The sequence below is a fragment of the Haloleucobacter albus genome, from assembly GCF_052492075.1.
Genome location: NZ_JBQWAS010000026.1, coordinates 157532 through 180917, shown reverse-complemented (window position 1 = coordinate 180917; position 23386 = coordinate 157532). Strand labels below are relative to the sequence as shown.

The window sequence follows — 23386 nt, the reverse complement described above, 5'->3', positions numbered from 1 at the left end:
GATAAGCCGGCCCAAAAGGCCGGCTTTTTATTGCCTGAACGAGAGATGTCCATGCAATTTTATGTTGAGCATAAAAACACATCACATATATATGGTTGTAAAATGTGATTGTTTTTACGGATACAGGCCATGTTTTTCAGCAGGTATGCCAAGCCTGCCCATTTCGAGCGGGTCATCAGCCTCGGCCATTTTTGTGTGACGCGCCACCAGATTTCTAGGCACCTGAAAGCGGAGAAAATCACCACCCCCGGTACGCAGTTGTTTGACTGGCAAACGACGCCACCTGCGGCAATGCTGGAATATTTTGCACGGGATTTTCAGGGCCTGTTTCATTTCGAAGATCTCGAAATCGCCCCGGAAGGTTGCGCCCGCCACAGGGAGTTATTGACCCTGCATCCGCATGAGTTTGGCGAACCAATATACGAACTCACGCCCGAAAGGCTTGCGGCCGTTTACCCCGAGGCGCGTCAGCGTCATGATTATCTGGCCGAGAAGTTCCGTGCGCAAATCCGCAGCAGAAACACGCCAACTCTCTATGTCATCGCGCATTTTCTGGATGAAGAACAAAGCGAGCAACTCGTGGCCGCATTGGGCCGCCACAGAGGACATCGCTTTCACATCGCCATGATCGCCTCAGATGGCATCCCCCCGCCACCGCGTAGCGAGATTTCAGCTTTTTCCATTGACCCCAACATGCCCGGCGGATGGCGCTGGGAAGGACATGATGACGAGTGGACGCGCGTGCTGTCGCAATTCCAGATCATCAGCCCACGGCCCCATCGCCACGGGCTTGCCGGAATACTGAAGCGACTGCGGGGAAAATAGCCTCAGTCTCGCCCCGAGTACCCCCTCAGGGCGTCACCTCATTCGAGGAATCCCGGAACTCGAACAGCTTGCGCAGGAAGCCCGGTGCCACGGCGGAAATGGGGTTGATACGCAAGGTGGGCCCATCACTCATGTCGCCCACCACTTCGAAAGTCACGCCCACCAGCCCCTCATTCGGCCCACCCCCCAGAAACAGGCCCAGCACCGGCAGCTTGGAGAACATGTTGTTGAGCGCATAGGCGGGCACAAATGTGCCGCGCATGGCGATATGGTCCGTGGCGAAATTCAACGTGCCATCAAAAGTCGCCCCAACAGAAGGACCCCATATAGCCCCATCGCTGATGGTCATTTTGCCGGGAGAGCGCACAAAGCTCGCCTCCGCTTTCTCAAAGGGGGCGGAATCGCCCACCACCCGGCCAGAAGAATCGCGCACCGCTGAAGAAAGCTGCTGCAAGGCAGGCTCATTGGTGATTGCAAAATCACGCAGGTGAATGACCCCGCCCTGCGGCTTGTCATCACTGCGGGGCGGGTCCACCATCAGCACTGCCTCGCCGCCCTGCACCTTCGCGTACAGATCAAGAAAGCGCATGATCGCCCCGGCATCAGAGGTAGAAACCTGCAACACCTTGCGCTTGTCCTGCAATGTCCGCATCTGGCCGCGCACGCTGCTGTCACGCCCGGCCTTGGCATCCAGCCGGAAATCCGTGACAGCCACACCGCGCCGTGCAACCCCAAGGTTGAACTGCCGCAGCACCTCGCCATGATTACCTGTCAGCGCACCAATCTTCACGCTCACATCCACATCAGGCATCTTGCCCTGTGATGCAGAATTGTTGCCCGGCGCCCCCATGAGGCTGTTCATGACACCACGGGCATCCATCACATCCCCGGTGATACTGATTTTCAGAACATGACCACTTTTATCAACCTTCAACGCCGCCTTGTCGCCATCTGAAAGCTGAAACACAGGGAACTGGGCAGAAAGCAGATCCCCTTGATCGGAAATTTGCAGCCCGCCCTTCAGCAAGGTGCCCGAGCCCTGCATAATCAGATCTTTCAGCCGCACCACGGCTCCGGCATCATCCACCGAGAAACTGGCCTTCAGGGGCTTTCCCGCCCGCTTGCTGAGACCGGGGATAAGATCCGAAAGGCGGGCTGCAGTCAGATCCAGCTCAATGCGAGCCTTTGTATCCTTGTTATTGGTGGTGCCCATAAGGCTTACCCCCACCGTGCCGGAAAGGCCCGGCAGCGCCACGCCCAGCTTCTTGCGGGCGGCATCATTCAGCTTGGCGCTCAGGCGGATATCGGAATCCACCTCTTCCTTCTTTTTCTCATATTCAAAAGCCATGGGAGCGCCGGCCAGCCGCCCGTCACCCCGCAGCACAATGCCGGCGGGCGAGGCGAAGGCCTTCACCGTTGCCCCTTCGATCCGCTGATCCTTGAAGACCTTGTCCACGCCAAAATCCGTCAGCGTGGCTTCCAGGGAATAATCAAGATCCTCCGGACGTGGCACTTTGTGAAACACCATATTGAGCTGCAACAGGGCGGAAAAACGCCCCCGCGTCGTCGCCGGGTTGAAAGCCTGCCCGGCCGGACCCTTCAGCGGCTCCATACCCAGCACTTCCACTGCGGCATCCGCCGGCCCATCAAAATGAACACTGATCTGCGAGGCGGGCTCCCGCGGGAAATAATCCGGCAGGAACATCACGCCATCACGCACGGCGATCTTGCGATCATCCGGCGTCACCATCGTGCCTTCCGGCAGGTCGATGCGCACGGTGCGTCCTGTCACGACAATAGCGAGGCGCGAATCCTTCACCGGCGGCAGGCCCTTCACCGGGCGCAGGCTCACCCCTTCGCCATTGATGGTAAAGCGCACAGCCTCTTGCGGCAGAGGTACGTCCTTCTGTCCAATCAGCTTGAGCGGCAGATTGACGGCAATGGTGATACCGCTGGCTGTGCCACCTGAAACATTCTCAACAGCGAATTGCCGCGCGGCTGGCGCAATATTCACGGGCCAGAAACGCTTGACCGTAGAAACCGGCATGGGCGAAGCCGCCCCGTCCAGCTGGAGATAAGGTTCTGCCGCGCCAAAATTGAGAAGGGCCGTAAAGCCGAAACTACCGGCAGCGCTACCAAGAAAGCCCTGCTCCACCTGCAATTGCATATTCTGCGGATTGTACTGGCCCCTCACCACCACCTTGTCGATCACCAGTGGCGGCTCATCCATCTCATCGCCCTGAAGCACAATTTTGGTGGGGGCAAGAGAAAAGGGCCACAGGTCGCGGACCTGCCGTGGAATATCAATCTGGCCATGCAGGGCTACGGTATTCTCATTCTTCACCGCCATCACCGGGCCCAGCACAATGCGGCGGTCTGCCGGGTCCAGCCGTGCGCCGATACGGGCATAATCAATCGCAAAGCGCTCTTGCGGCACTTCGCCATTGCCCATTTCGCCCGTGCCCAGATTCACCATGGCTTCAGCCGCCAAAAGCTCACCACTGGCAGCCAGACGCGCCGAAAAATCCGCGTTCAGCGGCGTATCCATGTAAAAACGCCGGTGATCCTTGGTGAAAGCCTGCACCAAATCCCGCGTCGAGACATTCCGTACCGTGAAATTGATGTCCCGCTCACGCTGCCGCAACGGGCCGATCTGCGCCACGGCGGTGGCGACGCCATGGGGTCCCTCAGAGGTAAAGGTTAGCTGTGCACCGCCCTTTTGAGAGCGCGCAAGCAGGATGCTGATATTCTGAAAGACAATGCGCCGGCCCGAACTTTCATTTTCCACAACCAGCGTGCCATTGCGCAGGCCCACATCCGCCAGCGCATTACCGTCGAAACCCGCCTTGTCCAGCTCATTGGCCCAATGCGCCAGAGCAACCAGGTGCAGCGGATCTGCCGCACCAATGCTGGCCGCCAGATCGACCGCCGCCCCCTGAGATGGCTGTGCACCGGGTCGTGCAGCAGGCGCGGCATTATCCGCCCCGACAGAAACCGAACGACCTGCGCCCAACGGTGAAAGCGCCTTCGCGCCAGCACCCGTACTCACGGCCAGGCGCCCGGAAGCGCTGATGCGCACCGTCATTTCCGCACCAATCAGGTCCACCCGCCGCGCCTTGGGCATGGGGGAAAGCAGCGAGCCATCCAGTTCCACAGCCGCGCTCGGGGCCGTGGCCATCAATTCTCCATCCGGCCCGGTGATGCGGATATCATGCACCACAACGGTCGTGAGGCCCTTTTCAGCAGCCTCCAGCGTAGTGGAACCGATGAACACCTTGTGCCCGGCCCCCAGACGCGCGGCCAAGGCCTGCTCGATATAGGGCGTTGCAATATTGGCCGTAACTGCGCCTGTGGCGACAAGACCATAAAGAATCAGAGCCGCAAGCCCGCCAAGGCCGATCAACCCCAGACAGATGCCCAGAAAGATTCGCGCTGTTCGCCCATGCGGCACCAGCGCACCCATCAGACGACGCACGGGTATCGGACGCGGCAGGCGGCGCTTCCGTTTGGGCGACGGCTTCCCCTCCTGCATCCCGGTCCGATCCTCCCGCAACATCGCGCTCATTTTCAGGCGCGCAAAACAGCCTTTACGGAATGAGATTCCGTCTCGATTCGCCCACCTTGCACACTGCCCAGCCTGCCTCCATGCCGTAAAGATGGAGTGGCGCCCCCCGCGCGTGATACCATCATCCACAACATGCTTTTATCACGGTGCAAGCTGGCGGCATGATTAAAGCAAATGCTTGCACGCAAGCCCTAAAGCGCTGAACACGTCGAAAGGAAGGCGAATGTCGAATATTCTGGAGATTGGCGCACAAGCACCCGCCTTTCACCTCCCGCGGGATGGCGGTGGGGAAGTCTCTCTCGCAGATTATGCCGGCCGCAAACTTGCCCTCTATTTTTACCCCAAGGCCAGCACCCCCGGCTGTACGCAGGAGGCGATCGCCTTCAACGGCCTGAAGGCGGCCTTTGCTGAGGCTGATACACAGATTCTCGGCATTTCCGCAGATCCGGTAAAAGCGCAGGACAAATTTCGCGACAAGAATGAGCTGACCTTTCCCCTCGGTTCGGACGAAACCCACGAAATGCTCGAAGCCTATGGCGTGTGGGGGGAAAAGAACATGTATGGCCGCAAGTTCATGGGCATTACCCGCGCCACCTTCCTGATCGACCGCGACGGCAAAATTGCCCGCATCTGGCCCAAGGTGAAGGTCGCCGGCCATGCCGAGGCTGTGCTGGAGGCCGCGCAGGAACTGGCCTGACCCTCCTCAAAACGCAAAAAGGCGCGGCCCCGTTTCCAGAGCCGCGCCTGATCTGTCTCAATTTTGAACATACCTCAGGCCGCTGCGCCACCATGGGCAGGTGAGCGGATATTCTGCGGCAGAACATACGGCCCGGCGGGCGGCACGCCCACACGCACACGCACCCCAAAGGCCTCCTCGATCACCTGATCGCAGATCACCTCATCCACCGGGCCATTGGCGACGATGCGCCCACCGGCCAGCACCACGATCCGATCAGCCACCATGGCCGCGAGGTTCAGGTCATGCAGCACCGCCAGTACGCCCCCGCCATTGTCGGCATGCGCCCGCGCCAGTCGCAACACCACAAGCTGATGCGCCAGGTCGAGGCTCGCCGTCGGTTCATCCAGAAACAGGTAGCTGGCCTTGTCGGCATGGCCGCACTCAAGCTGGGCCAGAACACGCGCCAACTGCACGCGCTGGCGCTCACCACCAGAGAGACTGTCATAGCGGCGCCCCGCGAAACCGGGCAGATCCACAGCAGCGAGCAAACGCGCCACCCGCCCCTGCTCCCGCACACCGGCGCTCATCAGGCCCACACTGACCACCTCAGTCACGGTGAAAGCGAAAGCCACCTCCACCGATTGCGGCAACACGGCCCTGCGACGCGCCATTTCCAGCGGTGAGAGCGCGTCAATGCTCCGGCCATCAAGCCGCACATGCCCGCCAACGATACGCTGCTCGCCTGACAGTGCTTTCATCAAGGTGGATTTGCCCGCCCCGTTCGGCCCCACCAGCACCGTGACCTTTCCGGCCTCGACCTGAAGATCCACCCCATCCAGAAGGGTGCGACCATTCACGACAACACGAACATCTTTTCCTTCGTACATGCTCACCCCACGAAGGCACGGCGGCGCAGCAGCAGCCACAGGAAGAAAGGCGCGCCCACAAGCGCGGTGACGATCCCCAGTGGCATTTCAGCCGGCGCGGCGATCATGCGCGCGACAATATCTGCCCCCAGAAGCACCGCCGCCCCCAGCAAAGCGGAAGCCGGCAACAAGGCACGATGGGAAGGCCCCAGCACCAGGCGCGCCAGATGCGGCACCATTAGGCCCACAAAGCCCACAACGCCTGCCGCAGCAACAGCGGCACCAACGCCGGCGGCCACGCCGATAATCGCGATCCGTTTCAACCGTTCCACCGGAATACCAACATGGAAGGCCTCGGCCTCCCCCAGCGCCATGGCATCCAGCCCGCGCGCCAGAAAGGGCGAGAGCACAAACAGCGCGACAATAAAGGGGGCTGCCATCATCACCTTCACCCATGTAGCGCCACCCAGGCTGCCCATGGTCCAGAACAGCAGTTCACGAGTTTGCTGCTCTGTAGCTATAAACACCAGAACGCCAGTGCCCGCCGCCGCCAGCGCTCCCAGCGCCAGGCCGGAAAACAGCAAGGTCGCCACAGATGTGCGTCCGTCCTTCGTGGCCAGCCGGCTGATGAGCAATGTCGTCACCAGCCCGCCGAAAAAGGCTGCGAGCGGCAACCCCATAATCTGGAAGAAATCCGGTAGATGAACCAGTAGGGAAGAGCCAAGAACCATCCACGCCACAGCAGCAAGGCCCGCACCGGGCGCAACGCCGATCAGGCCTGGATCCGCCAGCGGATTACGGAACACACCCTGCATGATGGCCCCGGCTACCGCCGTGCCCGCCCCCACGAGAATACCCAGAACAGCACGCGGAAAGCGCACATCCATCACCACAATGCGTTCCCGCAACATGGCGCTGGTATGGGTTTCCACACCGCTCCAGGCCTCCCACATCACAGCCAGAATACGGCTCGGAGAAATGGAAAACGGCCCGATCGCCAGTCCTCCAATGAAGGCCAGCAGAGCCAGAACGCCAAACAGCACCAGCCCGGCCATCACCGGGCGTGCCGCCGTTGCTTCCGTCAGCGGCAGGGATGAAGACCCCGGCTCCGCACTCATTGGGCCGGCTCCACATTCCAGGGCCGCTCCGGCAGTTCCGGGATTTCCACATTCGGATGCAGCGCCACTGCCAGATCACGCACGGCATGGGGCGCGCGCGGACCAAAACCGAGAAGGTAGGAGCCCGGAAACGTCAGCAACTTGCGGTTCTGCGCCGCCGGCGTGCCCATGAAGGTAGGCAGGGAAAAAAGCGTATCGGCGTCCAGTACCTGCCCGCCATCGCGCATCACCACAATGGCTTCAGGCTCGGAGGTCATCGCCGCCTCATCCTGTGCAGGCTTGTAGCCCTTGATGGAGGCCATGGCATTGGTGATACCCGCCAGACGGAACATGGCGTCGGCGCTGGTATCCGCCCCCCCCACCACAGCCGCACCGCCCGAGGCCGACAGCACGAAGACCGCGCGCGGATGCTGCTTCACGCTGGCCAGAGCCTTCGCCACAACATCAAAATCCTGTTGCACGGCATCGGCCAGCTTCCGCCCTTTTTCCGGTTCGCCCACGGCTTCGGCGATGGCCCTGATCTTGCGCACCACGCCGGCGGCATCATGCGCAGCGGGAATGATGACCACCGGGACAGAGGCATTTTCCAGCACATCCAGCGTGGAGCGCGGCCCCGCGCCTTCCATCGCCAGAATCAGGCTGGGCCCGACCGAGAGCACGCCCTCCGGTGAAAGCGTGCGGGAATAACCCACAATCGGCAGGGCCTTCACCTCAACCGGATAAGTGCTGGTCTGATCCACAGCGATCACCTTGTCCGCCAACCCCATGGCGTAAAGAATTTCGGTGACGGCACCGCCAATGGAGACAATGCGCGATGTGTCGCGCACCTCGACCACGCGGCCTTCCGCATCCGTCACCTTGTAAGGCGCTGCGATGGCCGAGGAGGCATGGGGGTGTGGCTGCTGTAACGAGGCATCTCCGCCTTCCGCAGCCGCGCTGGCCGCAAGGGCCGCGCCAGACAGAACAGGCGCGCAAGAGAGGGAGAGAGCAAGGAGCACGCTTTTGAGCACTTTAAAACAGCTCCATATTAGAATATCTCCAGCCTGATCGCCGGAACAGGATTACAAATCCGGTATATGCGACATACCTATATACGAAAACCCATATCCAATAAATTCAATCAGCTTTGAATGACTCTAACCTTCATGGCAAATATATGACGATTACTTGACTATAAGGAGACGCGCCGATAGTCAAAAAACCGCAGGCAGAACACACCATGCCTTGCGGCACGCCACGCCCGCCCCGCGGACGGTAGCCAGCCTTATAGATTTGGAGATGATCTATGGCTCGACGGCCGTCCCTTTTGCCCTTTTCCTCTCGATTCCAGGCTTGCCTGTTGCGTGGCGTCGCGGCCGGCGCGCTCATCATGGCCTCAGGCGGCACAGCGCTGGCCCAGAGCGCACCTGCACAGGAAACCGCCAGCAGCAAGACTGACGACATTGCGCTTGATACGCTGACCGTCGTGGCCTCCCGCTCCAGCGCCGAACGCGCTGTTGATACTCTGGCCGGCGTGAGCATCGTCAACCGGCAGGAATTGCAGGATTACACGCCCACGACCGTACAGGACGTGTTTTTCGGCATGCCCGGCACGACTGTACTTCAGAATGGAAACTCAACTCAGTCTTCCATAAATATTCGTGGCTTGCAGGATTTCGGCCGCGTGGCCGTGGTGATTGATGGTGCACGCCAGAACTTCACCCAGCTTGGCCATAATGATGGAGCGGGCTCATTTTTTCTTGAGCCGGCCCTGCTCTCCAATGTAGAGGTTATTCGCGGCCCGGTCGCCAACATCTATGGCTCGGGCGCCATTGGCGGCGTGGTGAATTTCCGCACCAAGGATGCCAGTGACCTGTTGCAACCCGGCCAGCAATGGGCGGTTGAAGGCAATGGCGAATTCGGCTCCAACGGCCCCATGGGCTTCGGCTCCATCTTCGGTGCGGCGCGCATTAATGAGAATATCGACTTCTTCATTGGCGGCACAACACGCGCCCAGTCCAATTATGAAGACGGTGATGGCCATGTGGTGCCGAACACCAATTATGAAACCTGGACAGGTCTCGCCAAGCTGACCGTGCGGCCGTGGGAGTTCCATGAGCTGAAGTTCGAGTTCCTGAACTTTGACAGCTCCTACACCACCTATAATACGGCGTTGGTGAACGGTGAGATTCCCACCACGGCCACCCAGTATGATAGCACCGTTACCAACCGCACGGCGTCTGTGGCCTATAATTACACCCCCGAGAATGACTGGGTGGATCTGCGTTCCAACTTCTACTGGAACCAGGTGAATCAGGATCAGATCAAGGTCGCCGGCACCTGTAGCAACACCACAGGTTGCGTTGGCGACCCGCGCAGCTTCAAGATCGACACGCTGGGTTTTGATGTTCACAACAGCTCATATGTGGATATCGGCACGGTGAAGAACACCTTCACCATCGGTGGCGACTATTTCCATGATGATGTGACGAACGAAGACAATTATGGCTTCGGCAATGGCTACAACCCTTCGGGTGAACGCTGGGTTGGCGGCGCTTTCGCCCAGTGGAAGGCGGACTGGACAAGCTGGCTGCAAACCGTGGCCGCCGTGCGCTGGGATGGCTATGATCTCACCAGCGCCACGGTGGATGGCACCAGCGGTGACCGGGTTTCCCCCAAGATCACCGTCGCTGTCACGCCGCTGGAGTGGATCACTGTTTACGCCACCTATGCGGAAGGCTATCGCGCCCCGGCCGTGACGGAATCTCTCGTCAGCGGTGAACATCCGCGAGTGAGCCAGTATTTCACCTTCGGCTTCCTGCCCAACCCCAGCCTTCGGGCTGAAGTCGGCAAGAATGCGGAGATCGGTGTCAACCTGAAATATGATGATCTCTTCATCTCCGGCGACAAACTTCGCGCGAAAGCCAACTTCTACCGCAATGATGTCGATGATTATATCGAGGTTGATTATTTCACAGCCGCCAACCCCAGCTGCGCCTCCGCCGGCTGGATGGTCTGCTACCAGTATCAGAATGTGGCTGAGGCCAAGCTCGAAGGCTTCGAGTTTGAAGGCATGTATGACACCGGCCCCTGGTTTGTCGGGTTCAATGCCACCGTCTCTTCTGGCGAAAACAAGGAAACCAACGCGCCGCTCACCTCGGTGATGCCGAACACCGTGGCCACCACCCTGGGCACGCGCCTGTTCAATGACCGCCTGACCGCAGCCATACGCTGGCAGTGGGTGGCCGCCAAGACCCTTGAGGACCTGCCCTCCGATACCGCGCTGGAGCCCACGCCCAGCTTCAATCTGGTCAATGCCTATGTGAACTATCAGGCCACGGAATGGGTGACAGCCACCTTCGCGCTGGAGAACCTGCTGAACGAACAATACACTCAGTATCAGCAGTTTTTGCCGAGCGCCGGCATCACCTTCAAGGCGGGCCTGCGTGTTGTTCTGGGCGGCGATGTAATTGCGAACGCCACCCCGGCCCCCATCTACAAGTGAGCTGAGGGCTACAAGCACCCCACCCAACCGGCGTTCGCCTGAGGACGCCAGACCTCAAACGGAGCAAGACCCATGTTCATTGCCACCAACCGCTTCAAGGTGAAGCACGGTTCGGAAGCCGAATTCGAGCGGATCTGGCGCGAGCGCGACAGCTATATTGCCGATGTGGCCGGCTTCGTCGCTTTCGACCTCTGCAAGGGTCCCGTGAAGGAAGATTACACCCTCTACATCTCCCACACCGTGTGGGCGACAAAGGCGGACTTCGAGGCTTGGACCAAGTCTGACGCCTTCCGTCTCGCACACAAGAATGCAGGGGCTGCGGCCAACAGCGTCAATTATATTGGCGGGCCTGAGTTTGAGGGTTTTGAATCCGTGCTTTCCCTCACCCGTGAAGGCCAGGCAGCCTGAAACTGCCCTGTCAGCGCCGCTACGGCGGCGCTGCTCTTTTCTCAAGATGACCTCCATGCCCGGCGCCTGACCCGCGTCGGGTCTTTTTTGTTTGCAACACCAAAACGGACTTCAGAACGGAAAGTTCCGCCAGCGCTTCCCCTCCCGCGACGCCAAGGCTACCTTCCGGCAGCATGTCTGCGGGGCCGCCCCGTCTGCGTTCAGGAAGTGACCCAATGTCCGCATCTGCCTATGCCACGCTGCGCGCCCATTTCAGCCGCGCATCCGCTCTCTCAAACGCCATCGGCATCCTGCACTGGGATAATGATACCATCATGCCGAAGGGGGCCGCCGCCACCCGCGCCGAAAGCCTGGCGCTGCTCCGCGTGCTGCATCACGGGCAGATCACGGATTCCCGCATCGGGGAATGGCTGGCCGAAGCCGAGCTGGATTCAAACCTTGGGGAATGGGAGCGCGCCAACCTGCGGGAGATTCGCCGCATCTGGACCGTGGAAACAGCCCTGCCCTCAGAACTGGTCGAAGCCTCCAGCAAGGCCAATGCCGCCTGTGAGATGGCATGGAGGCAGGCGCGCGAGGATTCGGACTTCGCCGCCCTCCTGCCCCATCTTGAGGACGTGCTGAAACTTCAGCGCGAAATCGGTGCAGCCAAGGGCGAGAAACTCGGCCTGTCAGCCTATGACGCACTGCTGAATGATTATGAGCCGGGCGGTCGCTCTGCCGAGATTGATGCTCTTTTTGATGATCTCGCCGCCTTCCTGCCCGGCTTTCTGGCTGAAGTGATGGAGGTGCAGGCCCGGTGGCCGCACACGGAAGAACCGCAGGGCCCCTTCCCGGTCGAGGCGCAACGCGCGCTGGGGCTGGACATGATGAAGATCGCAGGTTTCGATTTTGAGCGTGGGCGGCTGGATATCTCCACCCACCCCTTCTGCGGCGGGGCAGATAATGATGTGCGCATCACCACCCGCTATGATGAGGCGGATTTTTCCAGCGCCTTTCTAGGGGTGGTGCATGAAACCGGCCACGCCCTTTATGAACAGGGCCGTCCGGCCGCCTATATGGATCAGCCCGTTGGGCAGGCCCGCTCCATGAGCGTGCATGAGAGCCAATCCCTGCTCATGGAGATGCAGGCTTGTCGCAGCCCGCAATTCCTCACTTTTGCAGCGCCCCACATGCAAGCGGCTTTTGGCGGGAGCGGGCCGGCATGGGAAGCGGATTCACTTGCGCGGCTCTACACCCGCGTTTCACCCGGCTTCATTCGGGTGGATGCTGATGAAGTGACCTATCCGGCCCATGTCATTCTGCGTTACCGGCTGGAGAAGGCCCTGATTGCCGGGGATATGAAACTGGCTGATCTGCCGGAGGTGTGGAACCAGCAGATGCAGGCCCTGCTGGGTATCACCCCTCCAAATGACCGGCTGGGCTGCCTTCAGGATATTCACTGGCCGAGCGGCGGCTGGGGCTATTTCCCCACCTACACACTGGGCGCCATGACGGCAGCGCAGCTTTTTGATGCCGCTTGCCGCGCGGATGAAAAGATTCTTCCGGGTATTGCAGGCGGGGATTTCACCCCTCTCCTGGCTTGGCTGCGCACGCATGTACATAGCAAGGGTTGCCTGCTGGAAACCGGCGAACTGTTGCACGCCGCGACCGGAAAAACGCTGGACGCCAATATCTTCAAGGCTCACCTCCAGCGGCGTTATGTCGGGAAAGACTGAGCCCTTGCCTCCCTCTCAGCCCACGGATCTCATGACCTCCTCCCCCTCTTATGAGCGTTTTCTCGCCCTGCCCGGCATCTTCAATCTGCGGGATCTGGGAGGGTATGCGGCTGAAACGCAGCCCACGGCCTGGCGTCGCTTTCTACGCTCGGACAGCCCGCATCGCATTGGCGAGGAAGGTATCCAGAAGCTTCTGGATGAAGGGGTTCGCATGGTCATTGATCTGCGCGGGCACAAGGAAGTGGCAAATGCGCCCAACCCCTTCGCGCAGATGGGGGAGGCAATGGATCGGCCGCCTGTGATCTATCGCCATGTTTCGCTGTTCAGCGGGCTGGCGCCACAGGCTCAGCCATCAGGCGATCTGTTGCAGGAACTGTATCTGCAAGCTCTCCACCAGAGGGCCGAGGTCTTCACCCAGGTGCTGACGGATATTGCTACAGCACCCGCAGGCACAGTGTTGTTCCACTGCACCGCCGGCAAGGATCGTACCGGCCTTGTCGCTGCTCTTCTGCTCTCTCTGGTCGGAGTGGAGCCGGAAATCATCATTTCCGATTATGCCCTGACAGAACACGCCATCACGCCCCTGCTGGCGGAGCTGGAGGCCGAAGCCACCAAACGCGGGGCAGACCCCGCCCTTCTGCGCCCCTTCATGGCTTGCAATTCGGAACTGTTAACCACCGCACTGGAGCAAATGAGCCAGCAATATGGTTCCGCTGAAGCCTATCTTCTGGCTGCTGGCATGAGCGGGCAGAACATCACCCGCCTCAAGGCCCGCCTTCTGGATTGAGGCCGGCTCACCGAGTGAAGGGCAAATAGAAAAAGAGCGCGGAACGGTGTGCCCCGTTCCGCGCTCTTTTCATCCCGATCAACAATCAGAAGCTCACCCGGCCGCCTGAACAGCAAGCTTCTGGGCAGAGGCATGGGCTTCTGGCTCAAGCCGCGCTTCCACTGCGGCCTCCGCCTCTTCTTCCTCTGCGGCGGCGCGCTGGCGGTTCCACAGCTCGGCATACAGGCCACCGCGTGCAAGAAGCTCCAGATGCGTGCCGCGTTCTGCCACCTGCCCGGCGGAGAGCACGAGAATCTCATCTGCATTCACAACCGTGGAAAGACGATGTGCAATCACCAGCGTGGTGCGTCCGGCGCTCACCCGGTCCAGCGCGCCCTGAATCTCGCGCTCGGTGTGGCTATCCAGTGCAGAGGTGGCTTCATCCAGAACCAGAATGGGTGGCGCCTTCAGAATGGTCCGGGCAATGGCCACACGCTGCTTCTCACCGCCAGAGAGCTTGAGACCGCGCTCACCCACCTGGGTCTGATACCCTTCCGGCGTGGAGCGAATGAAGGCATCAATCTGCGCCAGACGCGCCGCTTCTTCCACCTCATCCGGCGCGGCATCCTGCCGGCCATAGCGGATATTGTAGGCGATCGTATCGTTGAACAGCACCGTATCTTGCGGAACCATGCCGATCACCGCCCGCAGGGATTCCTGCGTCACGTCCCGAATATCCTGCCCATCAATGGTGATGCGCCCGGCGCTGGTTTCATAAAAGCGGAACAGCAGCCGCGAGAGGGTGGATTTGCCCGCCCCCGAAGCCCCGACAATGGCCAGCGTATGGCCTGCCGGCACCTCGAACGATACACCCTTCAGAATTTCCCGCCCATTGGCATCATAGGAAAAGCGCACATTCTCGAAGCGCACCGCACCACCGGAAACCACCAGTTCCCTTGCATCCGGCGCATCCATGATCTCCGGCTTCTTCGAGAGAATGCCGAACATGGTCTCGATATCAAGCATGGCCTGCTTGATCTCACGATAGATGAAGCCAAGAAAGTTCAGCGGCACATAGAGCTGGATCATCATGGCATTCACCATGACGAAGGAGCCCACCGTCTGCCGCCCGGCGCGGATATCGAACACGCACATCACCATGATGGCCGTGAGGCCGATGGCATAGATGATCGCCTGCCCCGCATTCAGCCAGGCCAGAGAGGTGAAGGTTGTCACCGTCGCCTTTTCATAGCGGGCCATGGAGCGGTCATAGCGCTCATTTTCCCAGCGATCGGCATTGAAATACTTCACTGTCTCGAAGTTCAGCAGGCTGTCCACCGCCTTGGTGTTGGCGTCCGTATCGCTCTCATTCATCTCGCGACGAACCGAAAGGCGATATTCGCTCATCTTGAAGGTGAAGAGCCCATAGGCCGCCACTGTCAGCACCACTACAGCCACATAGCGCCAGTCAAAGGCGAAGAACAGCACGGCCAACACCAGGGCCAGCTCCACAATGGTGGGGGCCAGTTGCAGCAGCAACATGCGCACAATGGTTTCAATGCCATTGCGGGCCCGCTCCAGAACGCGCGTCAGCCCGCCTGTCTTGCGCTCCAGATGAAACCGCAGAGACAGCATATGCATATGGCGGAAGGTCTGCATCGCCAGCTTGCGCACAGCATGCAAGGCCACCTTGGCGAAGATGCCATCCCGCAGCTGCGTTACCGCCGCCATCAGAATGCGCGCGCCACCATAGGCCAGAGTGAGCAGCACCGGAATGGCGACGATATAGCCCCAGTTGGCATCAAGCCGAGACATGGCGTCTGGCGCACCGGCCAGTGCGTCGGTCGCCCATTTGAAAACAAAGGGCACCACCATGGTCGCCCCTTTCGAGGCGAACAACAGCAGCATGGTGATGACTACGCGCACGCGCAGATCCGCCCTGTCCTGCGGCCACAGATAGGGCCACAGCGCGACAAGAGTTGCCCCCATGCCAGGCTCAGATGGCGGGCTGGAAGCTCCACTGGCGGGAACGGATGCAGCCTTGCCTGCAGATGCAGAGGCCGGAGAAGAAGATGTGGAGGACATGAAAACCCGAACTCATTCTATGGCTCGCCCTGTTCCGGCACCGCCAGAAGGGTACCGAACAGGGCATCCATTTCCTGACGCAAGGCCGCAACGACCTCGCGATCTATGTGATAGTGCATGCGCTGCCCCTCCGGGGCGCAATACAGCAGGCCCGCTTCCACCAACACCTTGAGATGTTGGGAAACGGTGGACTGCGCCAAAGGCAGATCACGCACAATATCCTTGCAGGGGCAGCACTCCTGCCGGGCAAGCCGCACCAGAACCCGCAGACGCACCGGATGAGCGAGCGCGCGCAACCGTTCGGCCAGCAGATCGCATTCCGCGACAGGCGTATCATTTGCAGAAGAACAGATGGAAGACTCATTCATCGTTTATCGACGATAAACGATGAATGATACATCTTCAAGACACGGCCTTCACAAGCACCTGTAGAACAGGGCAAGTGCGATCCCTGCCATATTCCCGTCGTGCAACAGGCCCAGCGTGACAGGGCTTCTCCCCGCATCAGCAGCGGTGCAGGGTGAAAAATGATGGTACAAGACCCCTATGGCAAAGATTGAAAACATCTGTGTGTATTGTGGCTCCGCGCCGGGGAAAGACCCGCTCTTTGCGGATGAAGCCCGCCGGTTTGGCCGCATTCTGGCTGCAAATGACATTCGTCTTGTTTATGGCGGCGGTGGCATTGGCCTGATGGGAGAAGTGGCCACGGCCACCGTTCTGGCCGGCGGCGCTGTCACCGGCATCATTCCCGAATTTCTGCAAACCCGCGAAGTCCGCTTCACCCATGATGCCGAAATGATCGTGGTGGCAGACATGCATGAGCGCAAAAGGCTCATGTTTGAACGGGCAGATGCCTTTGTGGCCCTGCCCGGCGGCATTGGCACGCTGGAAGAACTGGTAGAACAGCTCACCTGGGCGCAGCTTGGCCAGCACAGCAAGCCGGTTCTTCTCGCCAATATTGCCGGCTTCTGGGACCCGTTTCTGGAGCTGATCGCGCATATGCGCGCCACGGGGTTCATCCGCCCGCGCCCACCTGTCCATATTCTGACAGCGGAACGCATGGAAGATATTCTGCCCGCCCTTCAGGCTGCGGCCGATACCCTCTCCGAGCATGAACTGCACCGGAGGGACACAACATTGACACACCAGATGTAAAACCAGCCGCACTCCGGGGGAGACCCGCTCCCGCCGGGGTGCTCAGCCGCACAGTCTCAGCCGCCGCTATATTCGGCAAAAGACATCGCGGTTTCATAGACCTTCACAACTGCCAGCATGGGCATGGCCGGCTTGACCCGATCCCAGATCCAGATCGCGATGAGTTCTGCGGTCGGATTTTCCAGCCCTTCCACCTCATTCAGGCAGTGGTGATCCAGCCGCTGCAACAGCGGTGCGAAGGCCGCTTCCAGATCGAAGAAATCCACCACGAAACCGGTCACCGGGTCCACCGGCCCTTCCAGGGTCAGCTCCACCCGGTAAGAATGGCCATGCATTCGGCGGCACCGATGCGTTTCCGGCACATGGGGAAGAAAATGGGCGGCCTCGAAGGTGAAGCCCTGCGTAATCCGCACCGTATGCGTGTGCTGCTGGGTCATGGAATACCGATCACTTTGTGAGTCTGGAGAGACAGCCGCCAGCGCGGATGCTCAAGGCAATAGGCCACCACGGCCTCTGTATTGCCCAGACGATCCGGCCCGTCCATCGGCTGAAGGAAAAAGTGTGAGAAATCGAGGCCCGCGAAATCTTCCGGGTCGTGCTCCGGCTGGGGAAACACCAGCTTCAGCTCCTGCCCGCTGCGCTGCACCAAAGGCACGTTGCCCTTCGGGCTCACAGTCAGCCAGTCAATTCCGGGGGGCGCAGCGATGGTGCCATTGGTCTCCACCGCAATCTCGAAACCCCGATCATGCGCGGCTTTCACCAGCGCTTCATCCAGCTGCAACAACGGCTCTCCGCCAGTGAACACCACAAAGCGCCGCGCAATGTGCGGGCCCCAGACCTGCACCAGCGCATCCGCCAGCGCATCCGCAGTCGCGAAACGTCCGCCGCCCATACCGTCCATGCCCACGAAATCCGTATCGCAGAAGGTGCAGGCAGCAGCAGCGCGGTCCTCTTCGCGACCGGACCACAGATTGCAGCCGGCAAAACGGCAAAACACCGCCGCACGCCCGGCATGGGCGCCTTCCCCCTGAAGGGTTCGGAACATTTCTTTTACAGCATAGGCCATGGGGCGAAGCCTTTAGACCGAACCGGGCGGATGGGGAAGCGCCACCAGCGCAGAAGTTCCATATCTGCCATGCATGAGAGAAAATCGAGACAGGTTTTCAGTCACATTCTGGCGCGCACCCCTACCGGGGCACTTCCGCTGCTGCTTCTGCCGCGCATTTGTATAATATCAGGTCACGAATGATTCAGCAGGAAGCGGAACCCGTCCGTCATGACCAGTCTCGATCTCGATGCCCGTTTCGACCCGCGCGAACTGCGCAATGCCATGGGCCGTTTCGCCACCGGCATCGCCATTGTGATGGCGCATGATGAAGAAGGGCTGATGGGCGTCACGGTGAATTCCTTCTCTTCCGTCTCGCTGGAGCCTCCGCTGATTTCCTTCTGCATGGCCCGCACGCTGCATTCCTTGCAGAGATTGCAGGAGGTGGATGCTTATTCCGTCAATATCCTGCTTGAGGATCAGCTCGAAATTTCCAATCGCTTCGCACGGCATGGCATAGACAAATTCTCTGGCACGGCATGGGAGCATGGCCCCTCCGGCGCACCCCGCCTGGTGCCGACGCACGCCTGTTTCGAATGCGTGCCCTATGCCCATTATGATGGCGGCGACCATGTGATCTTCGTGGGCCGCGTGGTGCATCTTCATGCCGAAGGCGATGAATTGCCCCTGCTTTATTATCGCGGCAACTATCACCAGCTTGCTTCACGCTGAGCTGTTCTTGCCGCGCCCACCGCGACGCTACGTCATCCCATCCTTATCTTGCGGTGCAGGCGCAGACGGAGCACCATTCCTGTGATATTTGGCTGTCGTGCCATATTGACCTCTCTTGCCTGAGAGAAAGCCCTGTCAGTGGCTCGCGACAGCAACATCCAGAAGGAAGAACCATGCTTCAGAACATCAAGAGCGTGCTGGTGGGCATGACAGAGGAAGGCATGGATGAACCCTCCTCAGCACTGAGCTACGGCCTTTCTCTGGCGCATCAGGCTGGCGCGCACGCCACTATTCAGGCGGCCTCTCTCAAGGTGGTGATGGGCAGTGCCTTTATCAGTTCTGTCGCGCGTGAACTGGTGGCCGGGCATAATCAGCGCCTGCGCGAAGCTGCTGCGCAACTGGCCGAAAAGGCCAAGGGTGATGCCGCCGCCGCAGGCGTGAGCTGCTCTGTAGAAACTCCACAGCTCTCCTATACGGAACTCGTCAATGCGGCCGTGGCTCAGGCCCGGTTGCAGGATCTTTCCATTCTGGATGCCGAAACTGCAACCATCAATGCCGACCGCGGCCTGATCGAAGCTCTGGTCTTCAACAGCGGGCGGCCTTTGATTGTGGTCCCCGCTGGGGTTGAGGAGTTCCGTTGTGAGCGTGTGCTGATCGCATGGGATGGCAGTTCGCGCGCCGCGCGGGCTCTGAATGATGCCATGCCCATTCTCAAGACCGCCACCATGGTGGAGCTGCTCTCCGTCACCACCCAGGAAGAACTGGACGCAAACGTGCCCGGTGCGGAAATCGCCCCGCATCTTGTCCGTCACGGAGTGAATGTGACCGTGAAGGGGCTTGTCGCCGGTGATGCCGGGGCTGCCGCCACCCTGCGCGACCAGGCATCGCTCTTCAATGCGGACATGATTGTCATGGGTGCCTTCAACCACTCCATCATGCGTCAGTGGATGCTGGGTGGCGTGACTCAGGAACTGCTGAAGGAATGCAAGGTGCCGCTGTTCATGTCCTACTGACAGCCTGCCCTTGAAAGAAACCGGCCCGCACTGGTGCACAGCCGATGCGGGCCACACATTTCAACCGGGACAGAACGCCATTTTCGCTGGCATCACTCAGCTGACAGCCTGCCAGTGCCCATCCGTTTTGCAGGCGGCTCCGCGCGCAATCTGCGGACGACCCTTCACATAAATGGTGTGGGAATAATCACGACAGTTCTGGAAACCCGGACGTCGATAGGCAGGGCCGGCAATCACCGTGCCCCGCGCGCCGCTCTCCCCCTTCCAGCCAATGGGATAGCCGGGGCCGCCAGTTTCCAGCGCGGAAAGCTCTGCGTCATAACCACGCTGCCTGTCGGCGGCATCCAGCCCCTCGCCCAAAGCGCCGGAGAGAAACCCGCCGGAAACCGTGCTGGGCATGGCGGGCATCTGTCCGGCCCCACCCGGCCCACCGCTGGTGGCGCAGCCGGAAAGCGCACCACTCAGCAGCGTTACAAGCGCCAGAAAAGATGGCTTTGCAGACATCGACATGACAGCAGAACTCTCGACCTGACCGCACAGGCGGCACGAACGTTTGCAGGTTCAGGAGACCCCCCCCTCCCGCTATCTGTCCTCATATACGATGCGCCTCGCGCTTCAACCAGCCAGCCCCTTCCCTCTCCGGTGTCCGGCCGCAAAAAGTGCCACAATTGCCACACATTTGCGATGCTGGTGCAGATTTGCCACGGCTTATAGAACTTTAGATGTAGGAGTTATGCACCATACCGGCTGCATTCAGGCCGGCCCCGCATCGCGCCCTGTGCGCACCGCCTCCAGCCGCGCATTCTCCCCGCTCCGGGCCAAAAGGTAGAGCGTGACAGCCACGGCCAGAACGGCCACCGCCATGAGCCAGCCTGGCATATCCCCCAATTGCGCAAACCCGGAAAGGCGGGAGGAGGCATCCTGAATCTGATCCAGAACCCCGATCACCACGGCAGGCACACCCAAAGCCATGGCTGCGATACGGGCGCCGGCCGTGGCCCTGGCCACTTCATCTCCCGCCTGCCGAAGCTGACGCGCCGAAAGCCCAGCCCGCTCCACGCTGACAGGTCGCCGGCCAGCCGTGGAAAGACGTGCGGCGGTATGAGCATCCAGCCGGCCCGTCACAGGCAATTGCATGGTTGCCTGAAACGCCGCCACACCGGCCATGCTGCGCGGGCCCCAAATACCATCCACCATGCCGGTTTCCGCATATCCCAGATCTCGCAAACGCTGCTGGACAGAACGAATCTCCGCGGCAGAAAGGCCATCCGCCACCATCACATTCCCAATATCCATGGCCTTCGGCGCATCAAATGAAATGGACGGGTCCAGAACCATCAATCGCCTCATCAGTGGGGCAATGCCGATCTGACGATCCACCGCCGCAGCTGACCATTTGCCATCCGCCACATATTTGCCCTTGCTGTACTGGTTCGAGAAGCTCCACAGATAAGCGCTCGGCACACCACGCATGCGATAGCCGAAGCCATTGAAACGCTCTCCCTCATACAAGCAGCGCGCCAAAGACCACACCACCGCCCCCGGCTTGAACCCCTTGAGCGCCAGAGCATCACGGGCTGCCTCTTCCCAGCTTGTGAAAGGCCCCCGCCCCTTCGGCACCAGACGCGTCTTGTGGCCAGTTCCCAGAATACGCTCGCCATTATGCAGAAGACCGCGAAAGTCACAGCTGCTCTCGCGGGCATGCAACACGCCTATAAAGGCCCAGGGTACGCCGCTGTCCTGCGCCACGGCCTGATAACGGCCCTTGTGCATGATGATTTTGCGCGCCATGGCATCAATCTGCGCCAGACGAGAGGCAGGAATAGCCATATGATCCCAACGCTGGGCATAATCCTTCCGAGTACGATCAAAGCTGTATTGCGCCATGACAGGCTCCTTAAAAAGGAAAAGCCCGAATGCCTGACGCATCCGGGCCACATATTCTGGAAAATATTCAATCAACTCGCGTCAGAGAGCGAAGACCCGACTGGGCGTTTGTGGTGAAATTTCATCCGGTCCGAAATCCGGCGCATCTGCGGCATCACCCCACCACAGAATATTGATATGCCAGCCGGACACAGCGAGCAGTTCGCCCACCTCATCCACATCGAAACGGCTGTTCTGCCACCGGCCGACGGTGGGCAGCGCGCCGCTTTCCATATCCGGCGCATACCCCAGCACAGAATACAGGCCCGCCAGAGCAGCATTGCGATCTGCAAAACGCAGATAGATCGTTTTCATGCCCATGCCCTCGCCTGTTGCTTCACCCCGGCATCGCTGCCCCTGACAGGCCAGATCAGAAATTCATCAATTTCGTGCCGTGTCAGATTGAAGCCGCCCAGATACAGGGTGGACCAGTCAAAAGCATCGGTTGCAGAGCTGGCGTTTGATGCCACCATACCATTCAGCCCAAAGGCCACATCGTCTCCATTCCACGCCAAAACGACCCCGACATATCCGGGCAAATCCGGGCCGGCTGTGGCGTAAATCTGCGTTGGCAAAATGGCGAGCAGCCGGGTGCCCGCACCATTTGCGCGTACTGCACCATGCTGGTGAACCGTATCTCCGCCGATCATCACCTGACTGCCGGCCACAGCCCGCACATCACCTCGCCAGGCAACCGCTCCGGGGCCGGCCCTGCCAAGCAATGATGGCGTCAGGGCGCAGATGTCCGAGATGCGCGTGGCCTGAGAGGTCGTTGTCTCGATATAGCTGGTGGCGAGAGACCCCGCCTCAAGCTGCACCTTGCGCACATCCCCGCTGGTTGTCAGGGTCAGCATGCCGTCGGAAGGCGTGAAGGTCAGTGATGAGCGCACATTCCCTTCCCCTCCTGCCAGGCTGGCGGCATGCGCACCACTCAATGTGACAAGGCCCGTGCCGATGAATGACAATGTATAGGCCTGCGCCGATACATTCAGGCTTGCAGGGGCCGTGGGTGCTGCGCTGTCAATGAACAGGTTTGTCGCCGCCCCCTCCAGCACCATGCGCCGCCGGCCGGATGAATAATCGAAAGCCAGCACATTGGCCGGCACCTGCGTGCAAGCGCCATGCGCATCACTCACCCATTTGCTTCCGCCAGAACGGGTGAAAAGAGCATCCGCCGCACAGGGTGCGCCATCCTGCACATAGCGTTCACGCACAAAATCCGCGGCGAGCACAGGTGCGGCACCATCCAGCGCCATGCCCGGCTCCAGCCACCAGTTTTCCTCATCATCGGCCCTCGCAACCGGACACATCAGATAATGCAACCCCACCCGGACCCGTCCACCCGTGAAAGCTCCGCCTTGGGCTGTCAGCCGTATGGGGGTGGGGGCATAAAAAGCCGTGGGGCCAATGACACCCGCATTTGAAGCCCCATGCTGAATGCTCAAGGCGCTCCCAAATTTCCCGCCCTCCGCCGCCACCCCGCAATCATAGGCACTGGCCCCCGTAACCGGAGACAGGGTGCGAGTGGAGACGCCAAGCACAATGGCGCGTGCCGGAATGGTCATCCGTGTTTCCGTATAGGCACCGGAAAGAACCACATCTTCCGCCACCACCCGCGCTTCGATCGCGGCCCGGCCGGGCGTGCTGGCAAGGGGGGAGCCCCAGCCACCTCTCGCAAACATGGCGATGCGCCATTCATCGCGGATGAAGGCCTGCGCACCGTCCGGCAGATCCAGAAAATCAAAGACCCCCGCTTCCCAGCAGGCCAGTTGGCCCTCATGCCCGGCGAAAGCTCCGGCAGCGCCTTCCGGCACGAACCAGCATTGCCCCTCCGCCGGTGCACCCGGCGGTGCCTGTGTTGTGATGCTTTCCAGTGAGAGATGCACCAGCGCATCCAGCCGCCGCAGAGCCTCATTATGGGTAACGTGCTTCTGCGCCTGGGACGCCGCCAGATAAGGCAGGCCCAGCCGCGCCGATTGATCGAACATCGCGAAACCTCGTGAT

21 protein-coding genes are annotated in these 23386 nt (G+C 60.3%); 9 read left to right on the top strand and 12 right to left on the bottom strand.

Features of this window, described 5'->3' with window-relative positions:
* Positions 1-129 precede the first annotated feature (129 nt).
* Positions 130-825 (top strand): DUF1796 family putative cysteine peptidase, encoded by a 696-nt coding sequence (locus tag ACT6QH_RS09180; RefSeq protein ID WP_444974518.1) that lies wholly within the window; start codon positions 130-132, stop codon positions 823-825.
* A 25-nt stretch (positions 826-850) separates the two neighbouring features.
* Here ACT6QH_RS09180 and ACT6QH_RS09175 read toward each other — a convergent pair whose 3' ends face one another.
* The gene (locus tag ACT6QH_RS09175; protein ID WP_444974517.1) at positions 851-4357 is read right to left on the bottom strand and encodes a YhdP family protein; all 3507 of its coding nucleotides are present in this window, start codon (positions 4355-4357) and stop codon (positions 851-853) included.
* A 256-nt stretch (positions 4358-4613) separates the two neighbouring features.
* Between ACT6QH_RS09175 and bcp the strand changes: the two genes are divergently transcribed.
* A complete protein-coding gene (bcp, locus tag ACT6QH_RS09170) occupies positions 4614-5087 on the top strand; it encodes a thioredoxin-dependent thiol peroxidase (RefSeq protein WP_444974516.1) in 474 nt (157 codons plus the stop codon).
* A gap of 74 nt (positions 5088-5161) precedes the next feature.
* Here the strand turns inward: bcp and ACT6QH_RS09165 are convergent, their stop codons facing one another.
* From ACT6QH_RS09165 to ACT6QH_RS09155, 3 genes are read right to left on the bottom strand one after another with little or no spacing between them, the layout of a single operon-like run.
* A complete protein-coding gene (locus ACT6QH_RS09165) occupies positions 5162-5956 on the bottom strand; it encodes a heme ABC transporter ATP-binding protein (protein WP_444974515.1) in 795 nt (264 codons plus the stop codon).
* 2 nt (positions 5957-5958) lie between these two features.
* The gene (locus tag ACT6QH_RS09160; RefSeq protein ID WP_444974514.1) at positions 5959-7053 is read right to left on the bottom strand and encodes a FecCD family ABC transporter permease; all 1095 of its coding nucleotides are present in this window, start codon (positions 7051-7053) and stop codon (positions 5959-5961) included.
* Complete coding sequence (locus ACT6QH_RS09155) at positions 7050-8063, bottom strand: heme/hemin ABC transporter substrate-binding protein (protein WP_444974513.1); 1014 nt, start codon at positions 8061-8063, stop codon at positions 7050-7052. The genes ACT6QH_RS09160 and ACT6QH_RS09155 overlap by 4 nt, the downstream gene beginning before the upstream one ends.
* A gap of 275 nt (positions 8064-8338) precedes the next feature.
* On the opposite strand from ACT6QH_RS09155, the gene ACT6QH_RS09150 reads away from it, so the two are divergent.
* The 4 genes from ACT6QH_RS09150 (at position 8339) to ACT6QH_RS09135 (ending at position 13447) form a co-directional block, all read left to right on the top strand.
* A complete protein-coding gene (locus ACT6QH_RS09150; protein WP_444974512.1) occupies positions 8339-10537 on the top strand; it encodes a TonB-dependent hemoglobin/transferrin/lactoferrin family receptor in 2199 nt (732 codons plus the stop codon).
* Between the two features lie 72 nt (positions 10538-10609).
* Positions 10610-10945 (top strand): heme-degrading protein HmuQ, encoded by a 336-nt coding sequence (hmuQ, locus tag ACT6QH_RS09145; RefSeq protein WP_444974511.1) that lies wholly within the window; start codon positions 10610-10612, stop codon positions 10943-10945.
* Positions 10946-11160: 215 nt separating this feature from the next.
* Positions 11161-12660 carry a carboxypeptidase M32 gene (locus ACT6QH_RS09140; RefSeq protein WP_444974510.1) on the top strand — a complete coding sequence of 500 codons (1500 nt, stop codon included), beginning with the start codon at positions 11161-11163 and terminating at the stop codon, positions 12658-12660.
* A 31-nt stretch (positions 12661-12691) separates the two neighbouring features.
* Positions 12692-13447, top strand: coding sequence for a tyrosine-protein phosphatase (locus tag ACT6QH_RS09135; protein WP_444974509.1), 756 nt, complete (start codon positions 12692-12694; stop codon positions 13445-13447).
* A 93-nt stretch (positions 13448-13540) separates the two neighbouring features.
* Here the strand turns inward: ACT6QH_RS09135 and ACT6QH_RS09130 are convergent, their stop codons facing one another.
* A complete protein-coding gene (locus ACT6QH_RS09130; RefSeq protein ID WP_444974508.1) occupies positions 13541-15415 on the bottom strand; it encodes an ABCB family ABC transporter ATP-binding protein/permease in 1875 nt (624 codons plus the stop codon).
* Positions 15416-15528: 113 nt separating this feature from the next.
* The gene (locus ACT6QH_RS09125; protein WP_444974507.1) at positions 15529-15879 is read right to left on the bottom strand and encodes an ArsR/SmtB family transcription factor; all 351 of its coding nucleotides are present in this window, start codon (positions 15877-15879) and stop codon (positions 15529-15531) included.
* Between the two features lie 178 nt (positions 15880-16057).
* Here ACT6QH_RS09125 and ACT6QH_RS09120 point away from each other — a divergent pair, with 178 nt between their 5' ends.
* Positions 16058-16666, top strand: a complete 609-nt coding sequence (locus ACT6QH_RS09120) for an LOG family protein (RefSeq protein WP_444974506.1) — start codon at positions 16058-16060, stop codon at positions 16664-16666.
* A 56-nt stretch (positions 16667-16722) separates the two neighbouring features.
* Here ACT6QH_RS09120 and queD read toward each other — a convergent pair whose 3' ends face one another.
* Both queD and queE read right to left on the bottom strand, forming a co-directional pair.
* The gene (gene queD, locus ACT6QH_RS09115) at positions 16723-17079 is read right to left on the bottom strand and encodes a 6-carboxytetrahydropterin synthase QueD (RefSeq protein ID WP_444974638.1); all 357 of its coding nucleotides are present in this window, start codon (positions 17077-17079) and stop codon (positions 16723-16725) included.
* 20 nt (positions 17080-17099) lie between these two features.
* The gene (gene queE, locus ACT6QH_RS09110; RefSeq protein ID WP_444974505.1) at positions 17100-17732 is read right to left on the bottom strand and encodes a 7-carboxy-7-deazaguanine synthase; all 633 of its coding nucleotides are present in this window, start codon (positions 17730-17732) and stop codon (positions 17100-17102) included.
* Positions 17733-17942: 210 nt separating this feature from the next.
* Here queE and ACT6QH_RS09105 point away from each other — a divergent pair, with 210 nt between their 5' ends.
* Together ACT6QH_RS09105 and ACT6QH_RS09100 are read left to right on the top strand one after the other, a co-directional pair.
* On the top strand, positions 17943-18443 hold the full coding sequence (locus tag ACT6QH_RS09105) for a flavin reductase family protein (RefSeq protein WP_444974504.1): 501 nt from the start codon (positions 17943-17945) through the stop codon (positions 18441-18443).
* 173 nt (positions 18444-18616) lie between these two features.
* A complete protein-coding gene (locus ACT6QH_RS09100) occupies positions 18617-19456 on the top strand; it encodes a universal stress protein (RefSeq protein WP_444974503.1) in 840 nt (279 codons plus the stop codon).
* A 96-nt stretch (positions 19457-19552) separates the two neighbouring features.
* Here the strand turns inward: ACT6QH_RS09100 and ACT6QH_RS09095 are convergent, their stop codons facing one another.
* The 4 genes from ACT6QH_RS09095 to ACT6QH_RS09080 form a co-directional block, all read right to left on the bottom strand.
* On the bottom strand, positions 19553-19966 hold the full coding sequence (locus tag ACT6QH_RS09095) for a hypothetical protein (protein ID WP_444974502.1): 414 nt from the start codon (positions 19964-19966) through the stop codon (positions 19553-19555).
* A gap of 243 nt (positions 19967-20209) precedes the next feature.
* Positions 20210-21343, bottom strand: coding sequence for a peptidoglycan-binding protein (locus tag ACT6QH_RS09090; protein ID WP_444974501.1), 1134 nt, complete (start codon positions 21341-21343; stop codon positions 20210-20212).
* An 81-nt stretch (positions 21344-21424) separates the two neighbouring features.
* Positions 21425-21697 carry a hypothetical protein gene (locus tag ACT6QH_RS09085; RefSeq protein WP_444974500.1) on the bottom strand — a complete coding sequence of 91 codons (273 nt, stop codon included), beginning with the start codon at positions 21695-21697 and terminating at the stop codon, positions 21425-21427.
* Entirely contained in the window at positions 21694-23370 is a 1677-nt protein-coding gene (locus tag ACT6QH_RS09080) for a DUF2793 domain-containing protein (RefSeq protein ID WP_444974499.1), read from the bottom strand. The genes ACT6QH_RS09085 and ACT6QH_RS09080 overlap by 4 nt, the downstream gene beginning before the upstream one ends.
* Positions 23371-23386: the final 16 nt, after the last annotated feature.

Coding starts and splice junctions, on each gene's coding strand:
- ACT6QH_RS09095 (WP_444974502.1), bottom strand. CDS start 19,966: ATGTCGATGTCTGCAAAGCCATCTTTTCTGGCGCTTGTAACGCTGCTG.
- ACT6QH_RS09180 (WP_444974518.1), top strand. CDS start 130: ATGTTTTTCAGCAGGTATGCCAAGCCTGCCCATTTCGAGCGGGTCATC.
- bcp (WP_444974516.1), top strand. CDS start 4,614: ATGTCGAATATTCTGGAGATTGGCGCACAAGCACCCGCCTTTCACCTC.
- ACT6QH_RS09080 (WP_444974499.1), bottom strand. CDS start 23,370: ATGTTCGATCAATCGGCGCGGCTGGGCCTGCCTTATCTGGCGGCGTCC.
- ACT6QH_RS09105 (WP_444974504.1), top strand. CDS start 17,943: ATGACCAGTCTCGATCTCGATGCCCGTTTCGACCCGCGCGAACTGCGC.
- queE (WP_444974505.1), bottom strand. CDS start 17,732: ATGGCCTATGCTGTAAAAGAAATGTTCCGAACCCTTCAGGGGGAAGGC.
- ACT6QH_RS09150 (WP_444974512.1), top strand. CDS start 8,339: ATGGCTCGACGGCCGTCCCTTTTGCCCTTTTCCTCTCGATTCCAGGCT.
- hmuQ (WP_444974511.1), top strand. CDS start 10,610: ATGTTCATTGCCACCAACCGCTTCAAGGTGAAGCACGGTTCGGAAGCC.
- ACT6QH_RS09125 (WP_444974507.1), bottom strand. CDS start 15,879: ATGAATGAGTCTTCCATCTGTTCTTCTGCAAATGATACGCCTGTCGCG.
- ACT6QH_RS09090 (WP_444974501.1), bottom strand. CDS start 21,343: ATGGCGCAATACAGCTTTGATCGTACTCGGAAGGATTATGCCCAGCGT.
- ACT6QH_RS09175 (WP_444974517.1), bottom strand. CDS start 4,357: ATGCAGGAGGGGAAGCCGTCGCCCAAACGGAAGCGCCGCCTGCCGCGT.
- ACT6QH_RS09100 (WP_444974503.1), top strand. CDS start 18,617: ATGCTTCAGAACATCAAGAGCGTGCTGGTGGGCATGACAGAGGAAGGC.
- ACT6QH_RS09130 (WP_444974508.1), bottom strand. CDS start 15,415: ATGGGGGCAACTCTTGTCGCGCTGTGGCCCTATCTGTGGCCGCAGGAC.
- ACT6QH_RS09135 (WP_444974509.1), top strand. CDS start 12,692: ATGACCTCCTCCCCCTCTTATGAGCGTTTTCTCGCCCTGCCCGGCATC.
- ACT6QH_RS09165 (WP_444974515.1), bottom strand. CDS start 5,956: ATGTACGAAGGAAAAGATGTTCGTGTTGTCGTGAATGGTCGCACCCTT.
- ACT6QH_RS09160 (WP_444974514.1), bottom strand. CDS start 7,053: ATGAGTGCGGAGCCGGGGTCTTCATCCCTGCCGCTGACGGAAGCAACG.
- ACT6QH_RS09085 (WP_444974500.1), bottom strand. CDS start 21,697: ATGAAAACGATCTATCTGCGTTTTGCAGATCGCAATGCTGCTCTGGCG.
- ACT6QH_RS09120 (WP_444974506.1), top strand. CDS start 16,058: ATGGCAAAGATTGAAAACATCTGTGTGTATTGTGGCTCCGCGCCGGGG.
- ACT6QH_RS09140 (WP_444974510.1), top strand. CDS start 11,161: ATGTCCGCATCTGCCTATGCCACGCTGCGCGCCCATTTCAGCCGCGCA.